Origin of the sequence: Embleya sp. NPDC050154 (genome assembly GCF_044460165.1) — a bacterium.
Lineage (GTDB): Bacteria > Actinomycetota > Actinomycetes > Streptomycetales > Streptomycetaceae > Embleya.
In genome coordinates this window covers 478,045-501,006 of the sequence record NZ_JBITJP010000005.1, presented here as the reverse complement: position 1 = coordinate 501,006, position 22,962 = coordinate 478,045, and the positions used below count along the sequence as shown (strand labels likewise).

18 protein-coding genes and 2 pseudogenes are annotated in these 22,962 nt (G+C 71.6%); 11 read left to right on the top strand and 9 right to left on the bottom strand.

The annotated features are described in order from the left end of the window. Position 1 precedes the first annotated feature (1 nt). Both sufB and ACIBSV_RS14205 read right to left on the bottom strand, forming a co-directional pair. Positions 2-1,414: a Fe-S cluster assembly protein SufB gene (gene sufB / locus ACIBSV_RS14210; protein ID WP_355541505.1), complete on the bottom strand. Its 1,413-nt coding sequence runs from the start codon at positions 1,412-1,414 to the stop codon at positions 2-4. Beyond that, positions 1,411-2,262 carry a helix-turn-helix transcriptional regulator gene (locus tag ACIBSV_RS14205; RefSeq protein ID WP_395862619.1) on the bottom strand — a complete coding sequence of 284 codons (852 nt, stop codon included), beginning with the start codon at positions 2,260-2,262 and terminating at the stop codon, positions 1,411-1,413. The genes sufB and ACIBSV_RS14205 overlap by 4 nt, the downstream gene beginning before the upstream one ends. Positions 2,263-2,463: 201 nt before the next feature. Between ACIBSV_RS14205 and ACIBSV_RS14200 the strand changes: the two genes are divergently transcribed. From ACIBSV_RS14200 to ACIBSV_RS14190, 3 genes are all read left to right on the top strand, one after another. Continuing rightward, entirely contained in the window at positions 2,464-3,393 is a 930-nt protein-coding gene (locus tag ACIBSV_RS14200) for an ABC transporter ATP-binding protein (RefSeq protein ID WP_395862617.1), read from the top strand. A gap of 74 nt (positions 3,394-3,467) precedes the next feature. Further along, positions 3,468-4,193 (top strand): ABC transporter permease, encoded by a 726-nt coding sequence (locus tag ACIBSV_RS14195; protein WP_395862802.1) that lies wholly within the window; start codon positions 3,468-3,470, stop codon positions 4,191-4,193. 93 nt (positions 4,194-4,286) lie between these two features. Beyond that, positions 4,287-5,240 carry a heme A synthase gene (locus tag ACIBSV_RS14190; RefSeq protein WP_395862615.1) on the top strand — a complete coding sequence of 318 codons (954 nt, stop codon included), beginning with the start codon at positions 4,287-4,289 and terminating at the stop codon, positions 5,238-5,240. Positions 5,241-5,316: 76 nt separating this feature from the next. On the opposite strand, the gene egtD is transcribed toward ACIBSV_RS14190, so the two are convergent. From egtD to egtA, 4 genes and pseudogenes are all read right to left on the bottom strand, one after another. Beyond that, positions 5,317-6,294, bottom strand: a complete 978-nt coding sequence (egtD, locus tag ACIBSV_RS14185) for an L-histidine N(alpha)-methyltransferase (protein ID WP_395862800.1) — start codon at positions 6,292-6,294, stop codon at positions 5,317-5,319. A gap of 120 nt (positions 6,295-6,414) precedes the next feature. Further along, positions 6,415-7,143 (bottom strand): annotated as a pseudogene (gene egtC / locus ACIBSV_RS14180) (ergothioneine biosynthesis protein EgtC); the annotation flags it as partial. Next, on the bottom strand, positions 7,143-8,618 hold the full coding sequence (gene egtB / locus ACIBSV_RS14175) for an ergothioneine biosynthesis protein EgtB (protein ID WP_395862613.1): 1,476 nt from the start codon (positions 8,616-8,618) through the stop codon (positions 7,143-7,145). The gene egtB and the pseudogene egtC, both read right to left, overlap by 1 nt. Then, complete coding sequence (gene egtA, locus ACIBSV_RS14170) at positions 8,615-9,865, bottom strand: ergothioneine biosynthesis glutamate--cysteine ligase EgtA (RefSeq protein WP_395862611.1); 1,251 nt, start codon at positions 9,863-9,865, stop codon at positions 8,615-8,617. Before egtA ends, egtB begins: the two co-directional genes overlap by 4 nt. Before the next feature lie 394 nt (positions 9,866-10,259). Here egtA and ACIBSV_RS14165 point away from each other — a divergent pair, with 394 nt between their 5' ends. Continuing rightward, positions 10,260-10,712: a hypothetical protein gene (locus ACIBSV_RS14165; RefSeq protein ID WP_395862609.1), complete on the top strand. Its 453-nt coding sequence runs from the start codon at positions 10,260-10,262 to the stop codon at positions 10,710-10,712. 233 nt (positions 10,713-10,945) lie between these two features. Here ACIBSV_RS14165 and ACIBSV_RS14160 read toward each other — a convergent pair whose 3' ends face one another. After that, complete coding sequence (locus ACIBSV_RS14160) at positions 10,946-11,884, bottom strand: MerR family transcriptional regulator (protein WP_395862607.1); 939 nt, start codon at positions 11,882-11,884, stop codon at positions 10,946-10,948. A 104-nt stretch (positions 11,885-11,988) separates the two neighbouring features. Between ACIBSV_RS14160 and ACIBSV_RS14155 the strand changes: the two are divergent. Beyond that, a pseudogene (locus tag ACIBSV_RS14155) lies at positions 11,989-12,272 on the top strand (helix-turn-helix domain-containing protein); the annotation flags it as partial. Between the two features lie 51 nt (positions 12,273-12,323). Here the strand turns inward: ACIBSV_RS14155 and ACIBSV_RS14150 are convergent. Continuing rightward, positions 12,324-12,683 (bottom strand): hypothetical protein, encoded by a 360-nt coding sequence (locus tag ACIBSV_RS14150; protein ID WP_395862606.1) that lies wholly within the window; start codon positions 12,681-12,683, stop codon positions 12,324-12,326. A 92-nt stretch (positions 12,684-12,775) separates the two neighbouring features. Further along, positions 12,776-13,720: a heme o synthase gene (locus ACIBSV_RS14145; protein WP_395862604.1), complete on the bottom strand. Its 945-nt coding sequence runs from the start codon at positions 13,718-13,720 to the stop codon at positions 12,776-12,778. 425 nt (positions 13,721-14,145) lie between these two features. Between ACIBSV_RS14145 and tkt the strand changes: the two genes are divergently transcribed. From tkt to pgl, 6 genes are all read left to right on the top strand, one after another. After that, on the top strand, positions 14,146-16,236 hold the full coding sequence (tkt, locus tag ACIBSV_RS14140) for a transketolase (RefSeq protein ID WP_395862602.1): 2,091 nt from the start codon (positions 14,146-14,148) through the stop codon (positions 16,234-16,236). A gap of 126 nt (positions 16,237-16,362) precedes the next feature. Further along, positions 16,363-17,475 carry a transaldolase gene (tal, locus tag ACIBSV_RS14135; protein WP_395862600.1) on the top strand — a complete coding sequence of 371 codons (1,113 nt, stop codon included), beginning with the start codon at positions 16,363-16,365 and terminating at the stop codon, positions 17,473-17,475. Positions 17,476-17,667: 192 nt separating this feature from the next. Further along, positions 17,668-19,350, top strand: coding sequence for a glucose-6-phosphate isomerase (locus ACIBSV_RS14130; protein ID WP_395862598.1), 1,683 nt, complete (start codon positions 17,668-17,670; stop codon positions 19,348-19,350). Beyond that, positions 19,347-20,903, top strand: a complete 1,557-nt coding sequence (zwf, locus tag ACIBSV_RS14125) for a glucose-6-phosphate dehydrogenase (protein WP_395862596.1) — start codon at positions 19,347-19,349, stop codon at positions 20,901-20,903. The genes ACIBSV_RS14130 and zwf overlap by 4 nt, the downstream gene beginning before the upstream one ends. Continuing rightward, positions 20,900-22,066, top strand: coding sequence for a glucose-6-phosphate dehydrogenase assembly protein OpcA (gene opcA, locus ACIBSV_RS14120; protein ID WP_395862594.1), 1,167 nt, complete (start codon positions 20,900-20,902; stop codon positions 22,064-22,066). The genes zwf and opcA overlap by 4 nt, the downstream gene beginning before the upstream one ends. After that, a complete protein-coding gene (gene pgl, locus ACIBSV_RS14115) occupies positions 22,063-22,818 on the top strand; it encodes a 6-phosphogluconolactonase (protein WP_395862592.1) in 756 nt (251 codons plus the stop codon). The genes opcA and pgl overlap by 4 nt, the downstream gene beginning before the upstream one ends. Positions 22,819-22,962: the final 144 nt, after the last annotated feature.

Below are 22,962 nucleotides of genomic sequence, written 5' to 3'. Positions count from 1 at the left end.
ACTAGCCCACAGCCCCTTCCATCTGAAGCTCGATCAGGCGGTTCAATTCGAGGGCGTACTCCATCGGGAGTTCGCGCGCGATGGGCTCGACGAACCCGCGCACGATCATCGCCATGGCCTCGTCCTCGGTCATGCCGCGGCTCATGAGGTAGAAGAGCTGGTCGTCGGAGATCTTGGAGACGGTCGCCTCGTGACCCATCGACACGTCGTCCTCGCGGACGTCGACGTACGGGTAGGTGTCCGAGCGGCTGATCGTGTCGACCAGCAGCGCGTCGCACTTGACCGACGACGTCGAGCCGTGCGCGCCCTCCTCGATCTGCACCAGTCCGCGGTAGGACGTGCGGCCACCGCCGCGCGCGACCGACTTGGACACGATGTTGGACGACGTGTTCGGGGCGCAGTGCACCATCTTCGAACCGGCGTCCTGGTGCTGGCCCTCGCCCGCGAAGGCGATCGACAACGTCTCGCCCTTGGCGTGCTCGCCGAGCAGCCACACGGCCGGGTACTTCATGGTGACCTTGGAACCGATGTTGCCGTCGATCCACTCCATCGTGGCGCCCTCGTGGGCCACCGCGCGCTTGGTCACCAGGTTGTACACGTTGTTCGACCAGTTCTGGATGGTCGTGTAGCGCACCCGGGCGTTCTTCTTGACCACGATCTCGACCACGGCCGAGTGCAGCGAGTCCGACTTGTAGATCGGCGCCGTGCAGCCCTCGACGTAGTGCACGTGGGAGCCCTCGTCGGCGATGATCAGCGTGCGCTCGAACTGGCCCATGTTCTCGGTGTTGATCCGGAAGTAGGCCTGGAGCGGGATCTCCACGTGCACGCCCGGCGGGACGTAGATGAACGAGCCACCGGACCAGACCGCGGTGTTCAGCGCGGAGAACTTGTTGTCGCCGGTCGGGATGACCGAGCCGAAGTACTCCTTGAACAGCTCCGGGTGCTCGCGCAGCCCGGTGTCGGTGTCCAGGAAGATGACGCCCTGCTCCTCCAGGTCCTCGCGGATCTGGTGGTAGACGACCTCCGACTCGTACTGCGCGGCGACACCGGCGACCAGGCGCTGCTTCTCCGCCTCCGGGATGCCCAGTCGGTCGTAGGTGTTCTTGATGTCCTCGGGCAGGTCCTCCCACGAGGCGGCCTGCTTCTCGGTCGAGCGCACGAAGTACTTGATGTTGTCGAAGTCGATTCCGGAGAGGTCGGAGCCCCACGTCGGCATCGGCTTCTTGCCGAAGAGCCGAAGGCCCTTCATGCGCTGCTTCAACATCCACTCGGGCTCGGACTTCTTCGCCGAGATGTCCGCGACGACCTCTTCGGAGATGCCCCGGCGCGCGGAGGCGCCGGCGGTGTCCGAGTCGGCCCAGCCGTACTCGTAGGTGCCCAGACCCTCAAGCTCGGGGCGAGCGTCGGTGGTCATGAAGTAGTCCTCCCGGAAGCCGGGGTGGCGTCGGTCGATTCCCGCGAACGGGAAGGGCCCCGGCGCGGCGGATTGTGTTCGGTGTTCAGGCCGGAGGAAACGGCCTTCGGGCCGGACGAGCCGACCCTGCGGCCGGTGGACCCGGCCGATTCAGCCTGCACAGCAGGAACGTGCGTGGTGCAGACGCCGTCGCCGTGGGCGATCGTCGCCAGCCTTTGCACGTGCGTACCGAGAAGGCGCGCGAACACCTCGGCCTCGGCCTCGCAGAGCTGCGGGAACCGCTCGGCGACGTGAGCCACCGGACAGTGGTGCTGGCAAAGCTGCTCTCCGCCGGGTGCGGGCCGCGCACTCGCGGCATACCCGTCGGCGGACAGCGCCTCGGCCAGCGCTCGGGCCCGCTCCCCGGGGGGCGCGGACTCGACCGAGGGACGATACCTCTCCTCGCGGGCGGCAAGCCGCTCGCGGGCGAATTTCGTCACGGCCTCGTCGCCGAGATGCTCGGCGACGAAGTTCAGCGCCTCGGCCGCCAGCTCGTCGTACTCCTGGTGGAACCCGGAGCGGCCGACGTCGGTGAGCGCGAACACCTTGGCCGGACGACCCCGGCCCCGGCGTCCGTAGACGCGCTGCTCGGTGGCCTCGACGACCCCCTCGGCGACCAGTGCGTCCAAATGGCGACGCACGCCCGCCGGGGTCAGCTCCAATCGCTCGGCCAGGTCCGCCGCGGTGGACGGGCCGTGGTCGACGATCGAGCGGGTGACCCGGTGCCGGGTGCCCTCGTGACCGTCATGCTCGGGCGTGCCGGCAGCCGCTGCGGTGACCCGCCGCGGTGCCTCTTCGCTCGTTCGCATGTTTTCCACAACACCATTGTTGCGTTAATCGCGCCCCAGGCCAAACGGCGATCGCGTGCGGTCCGTCACTTAGGTGTGCCTAACAACACACGCCCGTCGACACCCGTTCCGACCTGCGAGTTCTCCTGACACACCGTCAGATGAACCGATCCGGACAACCCCCGCACCGGGGGCGCCGAGACCTTTCTAGACTGACTCGTCATGGACTCCTCGCCGCCGGCAGTCGCGATCACGGGCCTGGTCAAGCGCTACGGCGACAAGACCGCCGTGGACGGGCTCTCGCTCACCGTCGAACGCGGTCTGGTGACCGCGGTGCTCGGTCCCAACGGCGCCGGGAAGACCAGCACGATCGAGATCTGCGAGGGATACCGGCGCGCGGACGCGGGCGAGGTACGGGTGCTCGGCCTGGACCCGCGGCGCGACGCCGCCGCGCTGCGGCCCCGGATCGGGGTGATGTTGCAGGCGGGCGGCGTGTACTCGGGGGCGCGCGCCGAGGAGATGTTGCGACACGTGGCGAAGCTGCACGCCCACCCCCTGGACGTGTCGATGCTGATCGAGCGGCTCGGCCTGGGCTCGTGCGGGCGGACCACCTACCGGCGGTTGTCCGGCGGCCAACAGCAGCGGCTCGCGCTCGCGCTCGCCGTGGTCGGCCGCCCCGAGCTGGTCTTCCTGGACGAGCCGACCGCCGGACTCGACCCGCACGCCCGGCACGCCGGCTGGGACCTGGTGCGCGAGCTGCGCGCCGACGGGGTGAGCGTGGTGCTGACCACCCACCTGATGGACGAGGCGGAGAAGCTCGCCGACGAGGTGGCGATCGTGGACCACGGTCGGGTGATCGCCTCCGGCTCGCCCGAGGCGCTGTGCCACGACGGCGCGGAGAACTCGCTGCGCTTCGCCGGGCCGCCCGGCCTGGACCTGGGATCGCTGCTGAACGCGCTGCCGGTGGGTGCCAAGGCGCTGGAGGTCTCACGCGGCGCGTACCGGATCGAGGGCGAGATCGACCCGCAACTGCTGGCCACGGTCACCTCGTGGTGCGCGCAGCACGGGGTGATGCCGGAGCGGCTGACCGTGGAACGACGCAGCCTGGAGGACGTGTTCATGGAACTGACCGGACGGGAGCTGCGCAGTTGAGCACGCCGACGCGGGATTCGGTGGCAAAGGAACGACACCGCGGTACGTTCGCGCCCGCCCCCGGGGCCGCGCCGATGTCCCGGATGATCGGGGCGCAGACCGCGTTGGAGACGCGGATGTTGTTGCGCAACGGCGAGCAACTGTTGCTGACGGTGATCATCCCGACGCTGCTGCTGGTGGTCTTCGGGTCGGCGGACATCGTCGACACCGGGGACGGCGAACGGGTGGACTTCCTGGCGCCGGGGGTGCTGGCGCTGGCGGTGCTGTCGACCGCGTTCACCGGTCAGGCCATCGCGACCGGGTTCGAGCGGCGCTACGGAGTGCTCAAGCTGCTCGGTTCGACGCCGCTGCCCCGCTGGGGGCTGATGGTCGCGAAGACGGCGTGCGTGATCCTGGTGGAGATCCTCCAGGTGGCGCTGCTCGTGGTGATCGCGCTGGCGATGGGCTGGTCGCCGCACGGCAATCCGGTCTGGGTGATCCTGCTGCTCGTGCTGGGTACGGCGGCCTTCTCCGGACTCGGCCTGCTGATGGCCGGGACGCTGCGCGCCGAGGCCACCCTCGCCGCCGCGAACCTGGTGTTCATCCTGCTGCTGCTGGGCGGCGGGGTGATCGTGCCGCTGGACAAGTTCCCCTCCGGGGTCGAGCACACGCTCGCGCTGTTGCCGATCTCGGCACTGTCCGACGGACTGCGCGACGTGCTCCGGGACGGATCGGGACTGCCGCTGGGCGACTTGGCGATCCTGGCGGTCTGGGCGGTTTTGGGCCTGGGCGCGGCGGCGCGCTTCTTCCGCTGGGAGTGAGGTCCGCGAGTGGTCCGGGGGGCGCGGCCGGCCCGGCGTCGGCCGACACCCCTGGTGCGCTTGTGAATTCATTCACGACGTAGCATGTCGCGCATGAGTCTGCAGGCCGTCTCCCCCCTCGTCGCCCGCCGCGTGTTCCTCGCGAACCTGGTGGCGCAGATCGGCATCGTCGTCACGGGCGGTCTCGTCCGACTCACCGACTCGGGCCTGGGGTGCGACACCTGGCCCCGGTGCGACAGCGACACCAGCAACTGGACGCCGCACGAGGCGATCAGTCACCACGCGTACATCGAGTTCGGCAACCGCATGCTGGCCTACGTGGTCGGCGCGATCGCGGTGGCCTGCGTGGTGGCCGCCTACCGGCTGACCGTGCGCCGCAAGGACATCACCACGCTGGCCTGGATCCAGATCGGCACGGTCGTCGGCCAGGCCGTGTTGGGCGGGATCACCGTGCTCACCGACCTGCACCCGATGGCGGTGGCGAGCCACCTGCTCCTGTCGATGTTGCTGATCGCGTCGGCGGTGATGCTGTACGAGCGCGCCGGCGAGGGCGACGCGCCGGCCCGGCTGCTGGTCCGCCCGGAGATCCGCTGGTTCGGCTACGGCACCCTCGCGGTGGCCGGCGCGCTGATCGTGGTCGGCACCGTGGTCACCGGCTCCGGGCCGCACGCGGGCGACCTCAAGGCCAAGCGCTTCGACGTGGACATCGACCAGACGGCCTGGCTGCACGCGGACCTGGCGTTCCTGCTCCTGGGCGCGGCCGTCGCCCTGGCGCTGGCGCTGCGCGTCACCGACGCCCCGCTCGCCGCCCAGCACCGCGTGTGGTGGCTGCTCGCGGTGCTGATCCCGCAGGGCCTGATCGGCTACGTCCAGTACTTCAACGGCCTCCCCGAGTGGATGGTCCTCACCCACATGTTCGGCGCCGCCCTGACCGTGGTCACCGCCACCCGGGTCCTGTTCGCCCTGCGCATGCGCGGCGACACCCGGCCCGAGGGGGCCGACGACCTCGACGCCGAGCTGCGCGAGCCGGTCGCCACCCGTTACTGACCGCCCGATGCCGGGCCCGAAACGGGTCGAACCCTCGCGGGTCCGACCCGTCTCGGCGTTCCTGGTCCCGCCTCGATCAGCGGCTGGGGACCGCCAACAGGAGTGCGAAGCGCTCCTGCGGGTCGGTCCACCACTGGCGGACGGTGAAGCCCGCCTCGGCCAGCTCGGCGAGCAGGGCCTCGCGGCGGAACTTGGTGGAGATCTCGGTGCGCAGCAGCTCGCCCTCGGTGAAGTCCACCGACAGGTCCACCGCCGGGATCTTCACGGTCTGCCCGACGCGGGAGCGCAGGTGCATCTCGATGCGCTCCTCCCCGGCGTTCCACACGGCCACGTGGTCGTAGGCGTCCGGGTCGAAGTCCGCGTCGAGTTCGCGGTTGAGCACGTGGAGCACGTTCTTGTTGAAGGCGGCGGTGACGCCCTGGCTGTCGTCGTAGGCCGCGACCAGGACACCCGGGTCCTTGACCAGGTCCACGCCGAGCAACAGGGTGTCGTCGGCGCTCAAGGCGCGCCGCAGGATGCGGTAGAAGTCGGTGCGCTGGGCGGGGCCGAGGTTGCCCAGCGTGCTGCCCAGGAAACTGAGCAGTCGAGGGCCGGGTTCGTCGGCCAGTGCCAGGTCGTGTTCGAAGTCGGTGACGGTGGCCGCGACCCGCAGGCCGGGATAGTCGCGGCAGAGTGCCTCGCCGGCCTGGGTCAGCGCCGAGTCGCTCACGTCCAGCGGCACATAGCGCTCCAGCGTGCCGGCCGCGGTGAGCGCGTCCAGGAGCAGCCGGGTCTTGCGGGAGGAACCGGAGCCGAGCTCGATCAGCGTGTGCGCCCGGGTGGCGGCGGCGATCTCGGCGGCGCGCCGGGTGAGGATCTCCTGCTCGGCGCGGGTGGGGTAGTACTCGGGCAGGTGGGTGATCTGTTCGAACAGTTCGCTGCCGCGCGCGTCGTAGAACCACTTGGGCGGCAGCGACTTGGTCGGTGCCGTGAGGCCCCGGAGCACGTCGGCACGCAGCGTGGTGTCGAAATAGTCGGCCGGCAGCCGGTGGTCGAGGGTGAAGCGGCTGTTCATGGGACGCCGTTCCTGTGGGGCGGATGACGGACGTGCGGCGACGGCCCGTACCGGGCGGATCGCGGCGATGCGGACCCCGCTGCGGGTGGCCAGCAGGAGGGAGCGTTCGGGTACCTCGAGCCACTCGCCCCAACCGCCGCCCGTGTTCGCGTCGGGCTCGGAGGCGACCAGGACCCGGCCGGGGGCGGTGCGGTACCACAGGGTGTCGCCGTACCGGGTGGCGAAGACGGTCCGGCCGTCGGTGAGCAGCAGGTTGAGCCGGGCGTTCGGACGCACCTCGGCGATCCGCCGGACCAGGTCGGCCAGCGCGCCGCCGACCGGCTCCCGCTGCCGGAGTCGGCGCGCGAGCATGGCCCAGAGCAGCGCCGAGTCGCAGCGCGACTCCAGGGCGAGCAGGTCGGCCGGATCGAGCGCGGGCCCGATCGGCAGCCGGGTCCATTCCGGGATCGCGCCGTTGTGGCTGAACAACCAGCGGCCGTCCCGAAACGGCGCGGCAGCGGCCTCGTCCTGACTGGTGCCCGCGGTGGCGCTGCGGACGGCGGCCAGGAAAGCGCCGCTGCGGATGGTGCGCGCCAGGTCGGGCAGGTTGGGATCGGCCCAGATCGGCAACGCCCGCCGGTAGCGGGCGGGTTCGACGTCGGCCCCGGCACCGGCCTCGGCCTCGGTTTCGTCCCGGGACGCCGAGGCCGGCTGGTCCGGATACCAGCCGAAGCCGAAGCCGTCCACGTTCACCGTCCCGTACCGCTGCCGACGCGGCGCCCAGGACTGCTCGTACAGGCCCTGCGCCGGGTCCACCAGGACCTCGGCGAGGGTGATCTCCGGTCCCAGATAGGCCAGATGACGACACATCAGCGCGCCTCCCGGGGCGCAGCGTCGCGGGCGGTCCGGAAGCCGGCGAAGATCTGCCGGCGGATCGGCAGATCCCAGTTGCGGAACGTGCCCCGGGCGACCACCTCGTCCACCCCGAACGCGCCGCCGCGCAGCACCTTGTGCCCGGGGCCGAAGAACACCTCGGAGTACTCCCGGTAGGGGAACGCGGCGAATCCCGGATAGGGGGTGAAGTCGGAGGAGGTCCACTCCCAGACGTCGCCGATCAACTGCCGCGCCCCGCACGCGGCGGCTCCCGCCGGGTAGGCGCCGGCCTGCGCCGGTCGCAGGTGCCGTTGGCCCAGGTTGGCGTGCTCGGGCGTGGGGTCGGCGTCACCCCACGGATACCGCCGCGAGCGGCCCTCGGCCGGATCGTGCCGGGCCGCCTTCTCCCACTCCGCCTCGGTCGGCAGCCGCCGCCCGGCCCAGCGCGCGTACGCGTCGGCCTCGTACCAGCACACGTGCAGGACCGGCTCGTCGAGCGGCACCGGCTCGGTCCGGCCGAACCGCCGAATCAGCCACGTGTCACCGTCGCGCCGCCAGAACAACGGGGCGGTGAGCTCGGCGTCCTGTCGGTGCCGCCGACCCTCCGGGCTCCACCAGCGGTCGTCCGCGTAACCGCCGTCGGCGATGAACTCCAGGTAGGCCGCGTTGGTCACCGGCGCCGTGTCCAGCCAGAACGCCGGTACGTCCACCATGTGCGCGGGTCGTTCGTTGTCCAGTGCCCACGGATCGTCCGTGGTGCCCATCTCGAACGGCCCGGCGGGGACCAGGACTTCACCGTCGAGCGCGTCCGCATCGGCCGCGCCCGGCGGTCCCGGGGCATCCAACACCGCTGCCCCGTCCCGCAGTTGATGGGTCGCCAGCATGGTCTCGTCGTGCTGCTGCTCGTGTTGGGCGAGCATGCCGAACACGAATCCGTCGGCCAGGAGCGGATCGCCGCCCGTGCCGAGATCGGCGGATTCCAAGACGTCGAAGGTGTGTTCACGCACCCGCCCGACGTACTCCCGGGCCTGCTCCGGCCCGAGCAGGGGCAGCGCGGGCCGGTCGGCGCGCGGATGCCGGAACGCGTCGTACAGCGGATCCAGGTCCGGGCGCAGCGCGGGTCTCCCGCCGGCGCGGCGGACCAGCCACAACTCCTCCTGGTTGCCGATGTGGGCCAGGTCCCAGACCAGCGGCGACATCAGCGGGGAGTGCTGGGCGGTCAGTTCCTCGTCGGTCAGGCAGTCGGTCAGGGCCAGGGTCCGACGTCGGGCCCGGATCAGCGCGGCCCGGGCTATCGCACGGCGATCGGTGGTCGGGGGTTCCGGATGGGATCCGCCGGATCCCGCGGACCCCGTGGCCCCAGTGGACGGTGTGGATGCTGTGGGCTGCGACGTCTTCGTCGACGCCGCCCGGCCGGACCGCTTCGACGGCTTCGGCGCCTTCGGCGGCTGCGATGGCTTCAACGACTTCATCGACGGGTCCTTTCCAGCAGGTCGTCCGCGGGACATCGGCCCCGTTCGGCGTAGCGCCGGGTGAATTCGGCGACGGCCGCGCGCAGCGGGCCGGGGGCGCCGCCGTCGGCCAGGGCGTTCTCGGTGGCGGCGAAGCACGCGCGGACCACCTTGCCCAGCACCGGGTCGGCGGGACCGAGCCGGGCGGCCCGGGTCCACATCGACTCGTCGGGCACCGCCGCGCCGTTCGGGCACAGCGGCTCGGTCGCCGCCCAGGCCGCCTCGGCCGCGACCGGGTCGTCCAAAAGGGTGGCGGCCATCGCGGCGGGGACGACCCAGTCGTCGCCGCACTGGGCGTCGATCATCCGCAGCTCCAGCCAACCGCGCGGGCGGACCGGCGGGAAGAGCGTGGTCAGGTGGTAGTCCAAGTCCTCCAGGGTGGGTGGGCGCACGCCGGGTGCGCCGCGCAGCCAGGAGCGGAAGGTCAGCCCCTCGGGTGCGGTCCAGCAGTCCTCCTCACTGCCGCGTACGCACAGCAGCGGGGCGTCCAGCGCGTAGCACGCCCAGGCGGCGCGCGGATCCGGGTCGGCTCCCGGCTGCGGCTCCGGCGGCCGGGTGCGGCCGGGGTCCATCCGGGTCCAGACGAGTTGTCGGGTCGACCGCCAACCGGTCGGCCTGCCCTGCCACAGCGGCGAGTTGGCGAACGCGGCGACCAGTACCGGGCCGAGTCGGTGGGTCAGTTCCCAGCGCGACCGATAGCCCTGACGGCCCTCGCCATCGTCTCCCGCGTCCAGGTTGACCTGGACGGACGCGGTACCGCGCATCATCATCCGGCCCCACGAGCCGGCACGGTCGAAGTACGCCTCCATCGCCCGATAGCGGGGATGGTCGACGATCCGTGGTGGGTTTTGGTACGGCTCCAGGCCGTGGCCGGCGAGCACCAGTCCGCTCGCGGCCAGCGCCTGTTCCAGGGCGACCTTGTCGGCCCGGAGGTCCTCGGCGCATCCGGCGAGCGTGGCGGCGGGTGGTGAGCTCAGCTCGACCTGCCCACCCGGCTCGCGGGTCAACCTACTGCCGAACGGCAGCCCATCAGCCTTCAGCGGGGCCAGGGCCTCGTCCAGCCGCTCCGGCGCCACCTCCCGGCGGGCGTCGGCGCCGTCGTGCACGATCCATTCCAGCTCGATCCCCACCCGTGCGGGTGGGCCGGTCTTGAAGCACACCCCGTGTACGTGGGCCTGTGCGTCGTCCTCCCTCAGAGCGGCAGCCATCGCCCTCACTCCTTCGGTCCATCGTGTGGGCCCGTGGCCGGTCCCACGTGTGGCCCCATTTTGGTCCCTCACGTCACTTTCCCGCTCTGCTGTACCCGGCGGATGGGACCGGAACACCCGTACCCCGATGAACCCGGAACCACGCCCCGGTGACGCCGGGGGGGACCCCACGGCCGGACGATCCGGTTGCCCATCGGGGCCCGAATGCGCCGGCGCCGTCCCGCGGCCGGGTCGCAAAGGACGCCACTCCGACCGGTCGACCGCCGTCGTTCACGACCTCGGTGCGCAGGTCGGCCGGTTCGCTCCGCCGCGCGCCGCTGCGGCCGGGCTGGACAACGCCGTACGGGTGCCCTGTCATGGTGCGATGACCGCCGCGCAGCCTACGCCGACACCGATGTCGCCCATCGACCTGGACGGCTACACCGGCACGCACGCCCATGACTTCCCGCTGCACCGAGAACGCGGCTTCGCCTTCTTCGCCCCGCCGCCCGAGGGCACGACAGCGGACCCCGGTCGGCAATTCGAGTCGGCCCGGCGAGACAAACTCCTCTTCGACCTCGCCTCCTGGCACCACGACATCGCGCCGACCCACGCCCGGGCCCGCGCGACGGCGGAGCACGCACACGAGGCACTGCGAACCGGAAGGTGTCGCGAGGAGGCGCTGCAAGCGGTCAGGACATATGCCTGCGCCCGCTCCGCCCTCCTCACCCTCCTCGACCGCCGACCCATGCCCCGCGGCGCCGAACCCCTCTACGAGCACTACGTCCCCGCCCCCACGCGTATCGACCCGACCACCCTCCCTCCGGAAGCCGACCTCCGCCGCCGCGCCGGTCTGCTCCGGCCGTGACGCACAGCACCGCGTGGGCGAGGCCGTCGTCCCGCCGCCCGACGGCCGCGAGATCGGTGCTCGAAGCGAGGATCCGGCCTGATTCGAGTGCGGGGCGAGTCGGCGCACGGCGTGCCGACCGGAGCGGAGCAGCGGATCGGCATCCGTCGTGACCGTCGCCCGCCGCCGCGGTGGGCCGATGCTCGGCCGCCTTCGGGTTGTTCACCGCCGTGGCCGGAAGTCCCGGCTCTTGGTTACGTCGGTGTCCCCGCGCGCAAGGCGTGGATGGGCCAGGCGAGTTCGGGGGTGGGGTCGATCGGGGCGGGCCAGCCGTTGACGAGTGCGAGGAGGTGGAAGTAGCGGTGGCGGCGGGGGTCGTTCGCGGAGTGCAGGCGGGTGAGTAGGCGGCGGCGCAGGTGGGCGTCGTCGGGGAGGCCGGTGGTTCGGGCGCAGTCCGCTGTCAGCGCGGCGACGATCGGGGCGGCTTCGGGTGCGGTCGGGGCGATGCCGGCTGCCAGGGCCGCTGCCGCGTGGGTGCGGGCGACGGCGATGGTGTCGCGGCGCGGGACCGTGGCTCCGGACCGGGTGCGTTCGGTGCCGTGTTGCTCGGCCAGGTTTCGGAGGGCGGTGCGGAAGTCCGGGTCGCGGGTGAGTTCGGCCAGTTCGACCCACGCCTCGACCTGTTCCGGCTCGGGGTGGTCGGGGAGCTCGGGCGTCATCGAGCGGATGATCCCGGCGAACGCGGGATCGGCGTCCGGGTCGCCGAAGATCGACGTGAGGAAGTCGGCGATCAGGTGTCGACGTTCGTCTTCGGAGAGCTTGGCCAGGGTGTGCAAGAGATCCATCTCCTCGGGGCCGGCCCCGCGTCGAGCCGCCACCGTGAGCACCGCGCGACGCAGACGCAGCGTGTGGATCTGCGCCGCCAGCGCCTCGGCATGTGCCGCCGCGACCTCCGGGAGGGACTGCTCCCGGTCCACGACCCGGCGGATCGTGGGCAGGTCCAGTCCCAGGTCGCGCAGTGTGCGGACGAGGTCCAGGCGGGCGACGGCGTCGGTGTCGTAGCGGCGGTGGCCGGCGGGGCTGCGATCGGTGGGCGGCACGATCCCCGAGTCGGAGTAGAACCGAATGGCCTTGACCGTCAGCCCGGTCCGCCGAGCCAGGTCCCCGATCGTGTGGAGCGCGTCGCCGTTCATGCCCCCACCCTCACGGCTCCCCCTACCGGAGGCGCAAGTCCCCGCGTCGCGGCGGACACACTTCACGCCCCGACCGGGTGAAGCGCCGACGGGTAGTCGGGTACGCGTTCGCGCTCGGCCGGGCCGTCCACGACCGCCGTGTCGAACTCGGTTTGTCGCAGAGCGAACCGGCGGGGCGCGCGGGAAGGACCCAGCCGCGCCGCGGATCTCCGACATCGAGGGCGGCGACTCCGTGCCGACCCTGCCGCTGCTCACGCGCCTCGCGAAGGCCCTGGATGCGTCGCTGACCATCGACCTGGACGGCGATGCCTCGGCTTTCGTGTTCACCGCGCACGACAGCCGCGATCCCGACGAAGCCCGTCCGGGCGGACACGACGAAGTGGCCTGACCCGCGCCGGCCGGCGCGCGCGGGCCGATGCCACGCCATGGTCCGACCGGGTCAGCCCTGCGAGCCGCCCAGTTGCATGCCCGCCATGCGGTTCCACTCGTACTTGGTCGTGCGTACCTTCGCCGCGAGGTCGTTCGGGAACTCCTCGTGCAGCGTGACGCCCGCCTTGACGATGGCCGCGCGCGCGATGTCCGGGTTGCGGACGACCTGGTCGCCCCATGCCCCGTCGGTCCCCACGAGCACGATCCGGGTCGCGTCGCGCCCGACGTACTCGACGATCGCGTCGCCTCCCCCGCCGTGCGCGGCGGTGAAGCGCTCGATGTGCTTGGCGATCCTGCGCACCTGTCGCTCGACCCGCGTGTCCGGGGTACCCGGGTCCGGCGTGGCCGTCGTGGTATCGGTGTCCGTCATGGCGCCCACATTACCGAGGGCGCGTCGCCGGATCCGAGTGAACCCACGTGGTCCGGATCACGTCCCCGGAGCCGACCGACGAGGGGGTCGGCTCAGAACACCAGCGGGTCCACCGCCACCGCGACGAACAGCAGCGTCAGGTAGGTGATCGACCAGTGGAACAGCCGCATCTCCTTCAGCTTGCCACCGGTGACCTCGGCCTTGGCTCGACGCTGGAGACCGTGCGCCTCCCACAACCACGCGATGCCGAGCAGCGCCGCCGCGATCGGGTAGAGCGGGCCGGTGTCGGCGGCCGGCCACAGCAGCATCGAGACACCGACCATGACCCAGCTGTAGGCCACGATCTGGTTCGCCACGACCTTGTTGCCCGCCACCACCGGCAACATCGGTACGCCGGCGTTGGTGTAGTCGTCGGTGAACTTCATGGACAGCGGCCAATAGTGCGGCGGCGTCCAGAAGAAGACCACCGCGAAGAGCACCACCGGCGCCCAATCCAGCGAATTCGTCACCGCGGTCCAGCCGATCAACACCTGCATACAGCCGGCGATGCCGCCCCACACGATGTTCTGCGGCGTGCGCCGCTTCAGCAGCATCGTGTACACGACCACGTAATAGAAGATCGCGAAGACCGAAAGCGCCGCCGACAGCGGATTGACCAGGAACCAGAACCACGCGGTGGAAATCACCCCGAGCGCGCTCGCGAACACGATCGACTCGCGCGGGGACACCATCCCGGTGACCAGCGGTCGCCGCTCGGTGCGGTGCATCAACCGGTCGATGTCCCGGTCGATGTACATGTTGAAGGCGTTGGCACTGCCCGCCGAGAGGTAGCCGCCGAAGACGACCAGAAGCACCAGACCCAGGTCCGGCAGCCCGTCGGCCGCGAGGAACATCACCGGAATCGTGCTGATCAGCAGCAGTTCGATGATGCGCGGCTTGGTGAGGGCCACGAATGCGAGAACCCGGGCCATCGGCGGGCGGGCGCCGGCGGGCGCATTTCCCACCAGCCCGGCCGGTCGGGATTCGACGGCTGTCACGAACACCCCATCAGCAGCGTTTTCGGCCGGGCCCGGGTGCCGCCCGGAAGCCGGTTTGCTCGTCAATATGTAAGCGGTATCGAGCGGCGTCGGGATGTCGAGGCCCGGACCCACTAGCAGGAAACTGTAGTCCCTCACCAGGGGCACAAACCCTCCGGGGCATGCCCGCCGCATGCCGGGGTAGCCGAGCCGAAGGCAGCCGCGCGTCGAGTCCCGCGCCCACCGCGTGTCCCGCCTCGTCCCGCCCGCACCTCCCGTCCTGTCCACCAGGTGAACGTCACCACCCGGGTGGCCGTCCTCCGAGCGAGCGGGCAGGTCGCCCCCGGTAGGCTCGGCCACGTGCCTGAGGCGCCGGGGCGTAGACCCCGAGCCGGCCGCTTTTTTTCGGCCTACACCGGAAGACCCCGGAAGGAGCCCTGACCAGGGTGAGCACCAAGCCGACCCCCGACAACAGCTCTCTCGACTGGAGCGACCTCGACAAGCGAGCCGTCGACACCGCTCGCGTGCTGGCGATGGACGCCGTTCAGAAGGTCGGTAACGGCCACCCCGGAACGGCCATGAGCCTGGCCCCCGCGGCCTACCTCATCTGGCAGAAGTTCCTGCGCCACGATCCGACCGACCCGGACTGGACCGGCCGCGACCGCTTCGTGCTGTCCCCGGGTCACACCAGCCTGACCCTGTACACGCAGCTCTACCTGTCCGGCTACGGCCTGACCCTGGACGACCTCAAGTCGTTCCGCACCTGGGGCAGCCGCACCCCCGGCCACCCCGAGCACGGCCACACCGCCGGCGTCGAGACCACCACCGGGCCGCTCGGCCAGGGTGTGGCCAACGCGGTCGGCATGGCGATGGCGGCCCGCTACGAGCGTGGCCTGTTCGACCCCGACGCCGCCCCCGGCACGTCGCCGTTCGACCACACCATCTGGGTGATCGCCTCCGACGGCGACCTGGAGGAGGGCGTCTCCGCCGAGGCCAGCTCGCTCGCCGGCCACCAGAAGCTGGGCAACCTCGTCGTGCTCTACGACGACAACCACATCTCGATCGAGGGTGACACCGAGACCGCGTTCAGCGAGGACGTCCTCGCCCGCTACGCGGCCTATGGCTGGCACACCATCCGGGTCGAGCCGCAGGCCGACGGCGACATCGACATCGCGGCGCTGAACGCGGCGCTGGAGGCGGGCAAGGCGGAGACCGGCCGGCCGACCATGATCGGCATGCGCACGATCATCGCGTGGCCGGCGCCGAACGCGCAGAACACCGGCAAGGCGCACGGCTCGGCGCTGGGCGCCGAGGAGGTCGCGGCCACCAAGCGGATCCTGGGCTTCGACCCGGAGCAGAACTTCGAGGTCGCCGCGGACGTACTGGCGCACGCCCACAAGGTGGTCGACCGGGGCCGTGCCGCGCACGACGCCTGGAAGAGCGCGTACGCCAAGTGGGCCGAGACCAACCCCGAGCGCGCCGCCGAGCACGCCCGGATCTCCGCCCGCCGGCTGCCCGACGGCTGGGAGAAGGTGCTGCCGGAGTTCGAGGCCGGCAAGCCGGTCGCCACCCGCAAGGCCTCCGGCAAGGTGCTCGCCGCGCTCGGCGCGGTCATCCCCGAGCTGTGGGGCGGCTCGGCCGACCTGGCCGAGTCCAACAACACCACCATCGACGAGGGCAGTTCGTTCCTGCCCGAGGGCAACCCGCTCAAGGGCGCGAGCCCGTACGGGCGCACCGTGCACTGGGGCATCCGCGAGCACGCCATGGGCTCGACCATGAACGGCATCGCCCTGCACGGCGGGACGCGCATCTACGGCGGCACGTTCCTGGTGTTCAGCGACTACATGCGCCCGGCCGTACGGCTCGCCGCGCTGATGAAGCTGCCCACGACGTACGTGTGGACGCACGACTCGATCGGCCTCGGCGAGGACGGTCCCACCCACCAGCCGATCGAGCACATCGCCGCGCTGCGCGCGATCCCCGGCCTGGACGTGGTCCGCCCGGGGGACGCGAACGAGGTCGCGGTGGCCTGGCGCAAGATCCTGGAGACCACCGACCGCCCGGCCGGCATCCTGCTCACCCGCCAGGACGTACCGACCTGGGACCGGGGCGAGTTCGGTTCGGCCGAGGGCACCGCGCGCGGTGGCTACGTGCTGGCCGAGGCGTCCAGCGGCACCCCGCAGGTGATCCTGATCGGCACCGGCTCCGAGGTGCAGATCGCGGTCGCGGCGCGCGAGGTGCTGGAGGCCGAGGGCGTGCCGACCCGGGTCGTCTCGCTGCCGTGCCTGGAGTGGTTCAACGAGCAGGACCAGGCCTACCGCGAGCAGGTGCTGCCGCCGTCGGTCAAGGCGCGCGTGTCGGTCGAGGCGGGCATCGCGCAGGGCTGGCGCGAGCTGGTCGGCGACGCCGGCCGGATCGTCTCGCTGGAGCACTTCGGCGCGTCGGCGGACTACAAGAAGCTGTTCGCCGAGTTCGGGCTGACCCACGAGGCGGTCGTTTCGGCCGCCCGGGAATCCCTGGCGCAAGCCGGTAGCTGAAGGTCACGTAACCCTGTGGGCGGTGTCGGGTGGGAACACCCGCCCGACACCGCCCACGACGGGCGCCGGTCCGGCACCCAAGAGCGATCCGGACCCGGCCGCCGACTCGAGAAGGAGCAAAGTGTCATGACGGAACCCCTGCGTCGCCTGTCCGCCGAGGGCGTGGCCGTGTGGCTCGACGACCTGAGCCGGACGCGGCTGGAGTCCGGCAACCTGCACGAACTCGTCCGCGACCGCGAGGTCGTCGGCGTGACCACCAACCCGGCGATCTTCCAGAAGGCGATCACCGGCAACGACGTCTACGACGCGCAGGTACGCGACCTCGCGGTGCGCGGCGTCACCGTCGAAGAGGCCGTGCGGATGATCACGTCCGCCGACGTGCGCCAGGCGTGCGACGTGCTGCGCCCGGTCTACGAGGCGACCGACGGTGTCGACGGCCGGGTGTCGATCGAGGTCGACCCGCGGCTGGCGCACAAGACCGAGCCGACCATCGCCGAGGCCCGCCAGCTCTGGTGGCTCGTCGACCGGCCGAACCTGTTCATCAAGATCCCGGCCACCAAGGCCGGCCTGCCCGCCATCTCGCAGACGCTCGCCGAGGGCATCAGCGTCAACGTCACGCTGATCTTCTCGCTGGCCCGCTACCGCGAGGTGATGGAGGCCTACGTCGAGGGCATCGAGCGCGCTCGCGCGGCCGGTCTGGACATCTCCAAGATCGAGTCGGTGGCGTCCTTCTTCGTCTCCCGTGTGGACACCGAGATCGACAAGCGGCTGGCGGCCCTGGGCACCGACGAGGCCAAGGCCGCGGCCGGCAAGGCGGCGGTCGCCAACGCGCGACTGGCCTACCAGGCGTACGAAGAGGTCTTCGGCACGGAGCGGTGGCAGGCCCTCGCCGCTGCCGGCGCCCGGCCGCAGCGCCCGCTGTGGGCCTCCACCGGCGTCAAGGACCCGGCGTACCGCGACACGATGTACGTGGACGACCTGGTCGTCAAGGGCGTCGTGAACACGATGCCCGAGGCCACCTTGAACGCGGTCGCCGACCACGGCGCCATCACCGGCGACACCGTGCACGGCACGTACGAGTCGGCCCGGGCCGACCTGGACGCGATCGCCAAACTCGGCATCTCCTACGACGAGGTCGTCGACCTGCTCGAGGAGGAGGGCGTCGAGAAGTTCGAGACCTCCTGGAACGAGCTGCTCGCGTCCGTGCAGGGCGAGCTGGACCGGCTCGCCAAGGGCTGACGCCCGCCGGACCGACGAGCAGTCGCTCGAGACCGCAGGACCCGGTCGGCCTCCCTCGCCGACCGGCGCAGCACCCCTTCGTCCCGTCGCCGCCGAACGTGACCCGTTCGGCGGCGACGGGACGGATACTCCACGCAATCAGGGCATGATTTCAGCACACTCCCACCCCATTAATAGGAGGGCTGACCGCCCGTGGTACACGCAAACGACGAACGCGTGACCGCCGGCGGCGTGGACGTCACCGTTTCCGGTGACCTATCGCACGCCGCCGCAGTCGCCGAAGTCATCACCGCCTGCGTCGTGGACAAGGTGCCCGCGCGCCTGGTCGCCTCCGACGCCACCCTGTGGGGTCCGGAGGCCGAGTCGTTGGCCGCGATCCGGCTGGGTTGGGTCGATCTGCCCGCCTCCTCGCGCGCGCTCCTGCCGCAGCTCGCCGAGCTGCGCGAGCGGCTGAGCGCCGAGGGCCTGGACCACGTGGTCCTCGCCGGCATGGGCGGCTCGTCGCTGGCGCCCGAGGTGATCGCCGCCACCTACGGCAAGAAGCTCACCGTGCTGGACACCACCGACCCCGCCCAGGTCCGCCGCGCGCTCGGCGAGGACCTGGAGCGCACCGTCGTGGTCGTCTCCAGCAAGAGCGGCGGCACGGTGGAGACCGACAGCCACCGCCGCGCGTTCGAACAGGCCTTCCTGGACGAGGGCTTGACCAACGACCAGCTCGCCGGCCGGATCGTGGTCGTCACCGACCCGGGCTCGCCGCTGGAGAACACCGCACGCAACGCCGGCTACACCATCGTGCTCGCCGACCCCAACGTCGGTGGCCGCTACTCGGCGCTGACCGCGTTCGGGCTGGTGCCCAGCGCGCTGGCCGGCGTGGACGTCGAGCAACTCCTCGACGACGCCGCCGCGCTCGCGCCCGCGCTGGCCGGCGACCGGGACAACCCGGGGCTGCTGCTGGGCGCGGTGCTCGGGGCCGCGGCCAACCACGGCCGGGACAAGCTCGTACTCGCCGAGACCGGCGACATCGTCGGCTTCGGCGACTGGGCCGAGCAGTTGATCGCCGAGTCCACCGGCAAGCAGGGCCGGGGCATCCTGCCGGTCGTGGTCGAGGGCGTGGACGCGCCCGGGTTCGGCCACAAGGTGGGCATCGACGCGGTGCGCACCATGATCGGCGCCGAGGAGATCGAACGACCCGACGTCGACCTGCGCGTCAGCGGACCGCTGGGCGCGCAGCTGTTGCTGTGGGAGTACGCGACGGCGATCGCCGGTCGGGTGATCGGCATCGACCCGTTCGACCAGCCGAACGTGCAGGAGTCCAAGGACAACACCGGCGCGCTGCTGACCAAGGCGGGCGACGACGGCCCGCTGCCGGTGGGCACGCCGGCCTTCGTCGAGGGCGCGGTCGAGGTACACGGCGACGCCGCGCTGCTGGAGGGCGCGAGCGACCTCACCGGTGCGCTGCGCGCGCTGCTGGCGACGGTGCCCGACAACGGCTACCTCGCGGTGATGGCCTACCTGGACCGGCTCGGCGACACCGACGCGCCCAAGCTGCGGCCGCTGCTGGCCGAGGCTCTGGACAGCGCGCAGGTCACCTTCGGCTGGGCGCCGCGATTCCTGCACTCCACCGGCCAGTTCCACAAGGGTGGCCCGCCGGTCGGGGTGTTCCTCCAGATCACCGGCGCGAACGCCGAGGACCTGGACGTGCCGGCCAAGCCGTACAGCTTCGGCCGACTGCAACTGGCCCAGGCCCTGGGCGACCTCGGCGCGATCACCTCGCGCGAGCGCCCGGTGCTGCGCCTGCACCTGACCGACCGCGCGGCCGGACTCGGGCAACTGCTCGACGCCGCCCGCGCCCTCGTGGACGGAGCGGCTCGATGAGCCCCAAGGCCGCCAAATCCAAGCCGGCCGCGTGGCCGGAGAACCCGCTGCGCGACCCGCAGGACCGCCGACTCCCGCGCATCGCGGGCCCGTCCGGTCTGGTCATCTTCGGCGTCACCGGCGACCTGTCCCGCAAGAAGCTGATGCCGGCGATCTACGACCTGGCCAACCGCGGCCTGCTGCCGCCGGGCTTCGCGCTGACCGGCTTCGCCCGACGCGACTGGGAGAACCAGGACTTCGCCCAGGTCGTCTACGAGGCGGTCAAGGAACACGCCCGGACCCCCTTCCGGGAAGAGGTCTGGCAGCAGCTCTCCGAGGGATTCCGGTTCGTCCAGGGCGAGTTCGACGACGGCAAGGCGTTCGACCAGCTCCGCCAGACGATCGACGAGCTGGACGAGCAGCAGGGCACCCAGGGCAACCACGCGTTCTACCTGTCGGTGCCGCCGAAGGCCTTCCCCGAGGTGGTGCGCCAGCTCAAGGAGCACGGCCTCGCCGATCCCAAGGCCGACTCGTGGCGCCGCGTGGTGATCGAGAAGCCCTTCGGGCACGACCTCAAGAGCGCACGCGAGTTGAACAAGGTCGTCGACGAGGTCTTCCCGCCCGAGGCGGTCTTCCGGATCGACCACTACCTGGGCAAGGAGACCGTCCAGAACATCATGGCGTTGCGCTTCGCCAACACCATGTTCGAGCCGCTGTGGAACCGGTCCTACGTGGACCACGTACAGATCACCATGGCCGAGGACATCGGCATCGGCGGCCGGGCCGGGTACTACGACGGCATCGGCGCCGCGCGCGACGTGATCCAGAACCACCTGCTCCAACTGCTCGCGCTCACCGCGATGGAGGAGCCGGTGTCCTTCGACGCCGACTCGCTGGTCGCCGAGAAGCTCAAGGTGCTCAGCTCGGTCAAGCTGCCCGACGACCTCTCGCGCGGTACCGTCCGGGCCCAGTACACCCGCGGCTGGCAGGGCGGCGAGCTGGCCAAGGGCTACCTCGAGGAGGACGGCATCCCGCCGGACTCGCGCACCGACACCTACGCCGCGATCAAGCTGGAGATCGCCAACCGCCGCTGGGCGGGCGTGCCGTTCTACCTGCGCGCGGGCAAGCGGCTGGGGCGCCGGGTCACCGAGATCGCGGTGGTCTTCCAGCGCGCGCCGCACCTGCCCTTCGACGCCACCGCGACCGAGGAACTGGGGCAGAACGCCCTGGTCATCCGGGTGCAGCCGGACGAGGGCATGACGGTCCGGTTCGGCTCCAAGGTGCCCGGCACCGCGATGGAGGTGCGCGACGTGAACATGGACTTCGCGTACGGCGAGTCGTTCACCGAGTCGAGCCCGGAGGCGTACGAGCGACTGCTGCTCGACGTCCTGCTCGGCGACGCGCCGCTGTTCCCCCGGCACGAGGAGGTCGAGCTGTCCTGGAAGATCCTCGACCCGATCGAGGAGCACTGGGCGCAGCACGGCAAGCCCGAGCCCTACGTGTCCGGGACCTGGGGTCCCGACGCGGCCGACGAGATGCTCGCACGTGACGGACGGAGCTGGCGCCGCCCATGATGATCGATCTGACGGACACCAAGTCGAGCAAGATCAATGCCGCACTGGTGGAGGCCCGCCGAGGAATGGGCAGCCCCACTCTCGGCATGGTGCTCACCCTGGTCATCGTCACCGACGAGGCCAACCAGTACGACGCGATGAAGGCCGCGAGCACCGCCGCCCGCGAGCACCCGTCCCGGATCCTGGTGGTGATCGGCCGCCCCGGCCAGGAGATCAGCCCCCGGCTGGACGCCGAGGTCCGGGTCGGCGACTCGGGTGTGGGCGAGACCGTACTGCTGCGCATGCACGGCGAGTTGGCCAACCACGCCGAGTCGGTCGTGCTGCCGCTCCTGCTGCCGGACGCGCCGGTCGTGGTGTGGTGGCCCGGTCGGGCGCCGGAGGTGCCGAGCAAGGACCTGCTGGGCGCGCTGGCCACCCGCAGGGTGACCGACGCCGCCGCGCCGCCGCGCCGGGCCGATGTGCTGCGTCTGCGCGCGAGCGCGTACACGCCGGGCGACACCGACCTGGCCTGGACCCGGACCACGCCGTGGCGCAGCCTGCTGGCCGCGGCGCTGGACCAGAAGTACAGCCGGATCCTGCGCGCCAAGGTCGGCGCCAAGGCGGGCAACCCGAGCGCGGAACTGCTCGCGCTGTGGCTGACCGACCGGCTCGAGGTCGACGTGGAGCGGGTGGAGACCGGCGGTCCCGGGATCACCTCGGTGACGCTGGTGACCGAGGACGGCGAGATCGTGATCGACCGCCCGGACGGGATGATGGCGTCGTTGTCCTCGCCCGGCCAGCCGGACCGCGTGGTCGCGCTCAAGCGCCGCGAGGCCTCCGACCTGGTCGCCGAGGAACTGCGCCGGCTGGACCCGGACGACGTGTACGCGGCGACCCTGGCCCGGGCCGCGCTGGAGGCGGCGCGCGATCCCTCGCCGGGCTCGTTCACCGAACCTCCGGTGTCGCAGACGCCGGTGCGGGACGTGGAGCGCGCCGAGGAGGGCGAGGCGCCGCGCCCGAAGGCGACCAAGGACCTCGGTACGGCTCCGCCGCTCAAGCGCACGTCGAGCGCTGCGGCGACCAAGCCGGTCGCCACCCGCAAGGCCGTCGACAAGGGCGAGGCCGCCGCGGCCAAGCCCGCCGCGCCGCGCACCCCCCGGAAGAAGAAGGACGGCGGCGCGTGAGCGCGCACGGGCCGGTACGGGTGCACGCGGACACCGTGCTGATGGCCAAGGCGGCGGCGACCGGGCTGATCCAGCGGGTCGCGGACGCCCAGGCCGAGTTCGACGTCGCGCACCTCGTGCTGACCGGTGGCCGCAACGGCAACACGCTGCTGCACGAGTTGTCGCTCACGCCCACTCTGGGCGCGATCGACTTCGACCGGCTGCACATCTGGTGGGGCGACGAGCGCTTCCTGCCGGCCGGTCACCCCGACCGGAACGAGACGCAGGCGCGCAAGGCGTTGCTGGACACCGTCCCGGTGGTGCCGGAGCTGGTGCACGCGATGCCGGCCAGTGACGGTCCGGACGGCGACGACGTGGACGCGGCGGCGCGGCGCTATGCCGCCGAACTGGCCGCCGCCGCGTCGGACGGCGCGTCGGTGCCGGCGTTCACGCTGGCCATGTTCGGGGTCGGCCCCGACACGCACGTGGCGTCGCTCTTCCCGGGCTTCGCCGCGACGGCGGAGTCGGTGCGCACGGTGGTCGCCGTACGCGAGGCCCCCAAGCCGCCGCCGACCCGGATCACCCTGACCTTCCCGGCGATCCGAGCGGCGCACGAGGTGTGGCTGCTCGCCGCGGGCGAGGACAAGGCGGACGCGGTCGCCACGGCCCGGACCTCCACGGACGCCACGAAGACCCCGGCGGCCGGGGCCTACGGCACGGGCGCGACGTTGTGGCTGCTGGACCGGGCGGCGGCGGCGAAGCTGCCCGAGTAGATCGAAGCGGCTTCGGCCGTGGGCCGGTTGCGAACACGGGGTGGGGCGGGAGCCGGTCGGCTCCCGCCCCACTTTTTCGCAGGTGCCGTGCGGGTCCGGGCGGGCCGTCCGCCATCGCCGCGGCACGCCGGCCCGTCTTCGTCG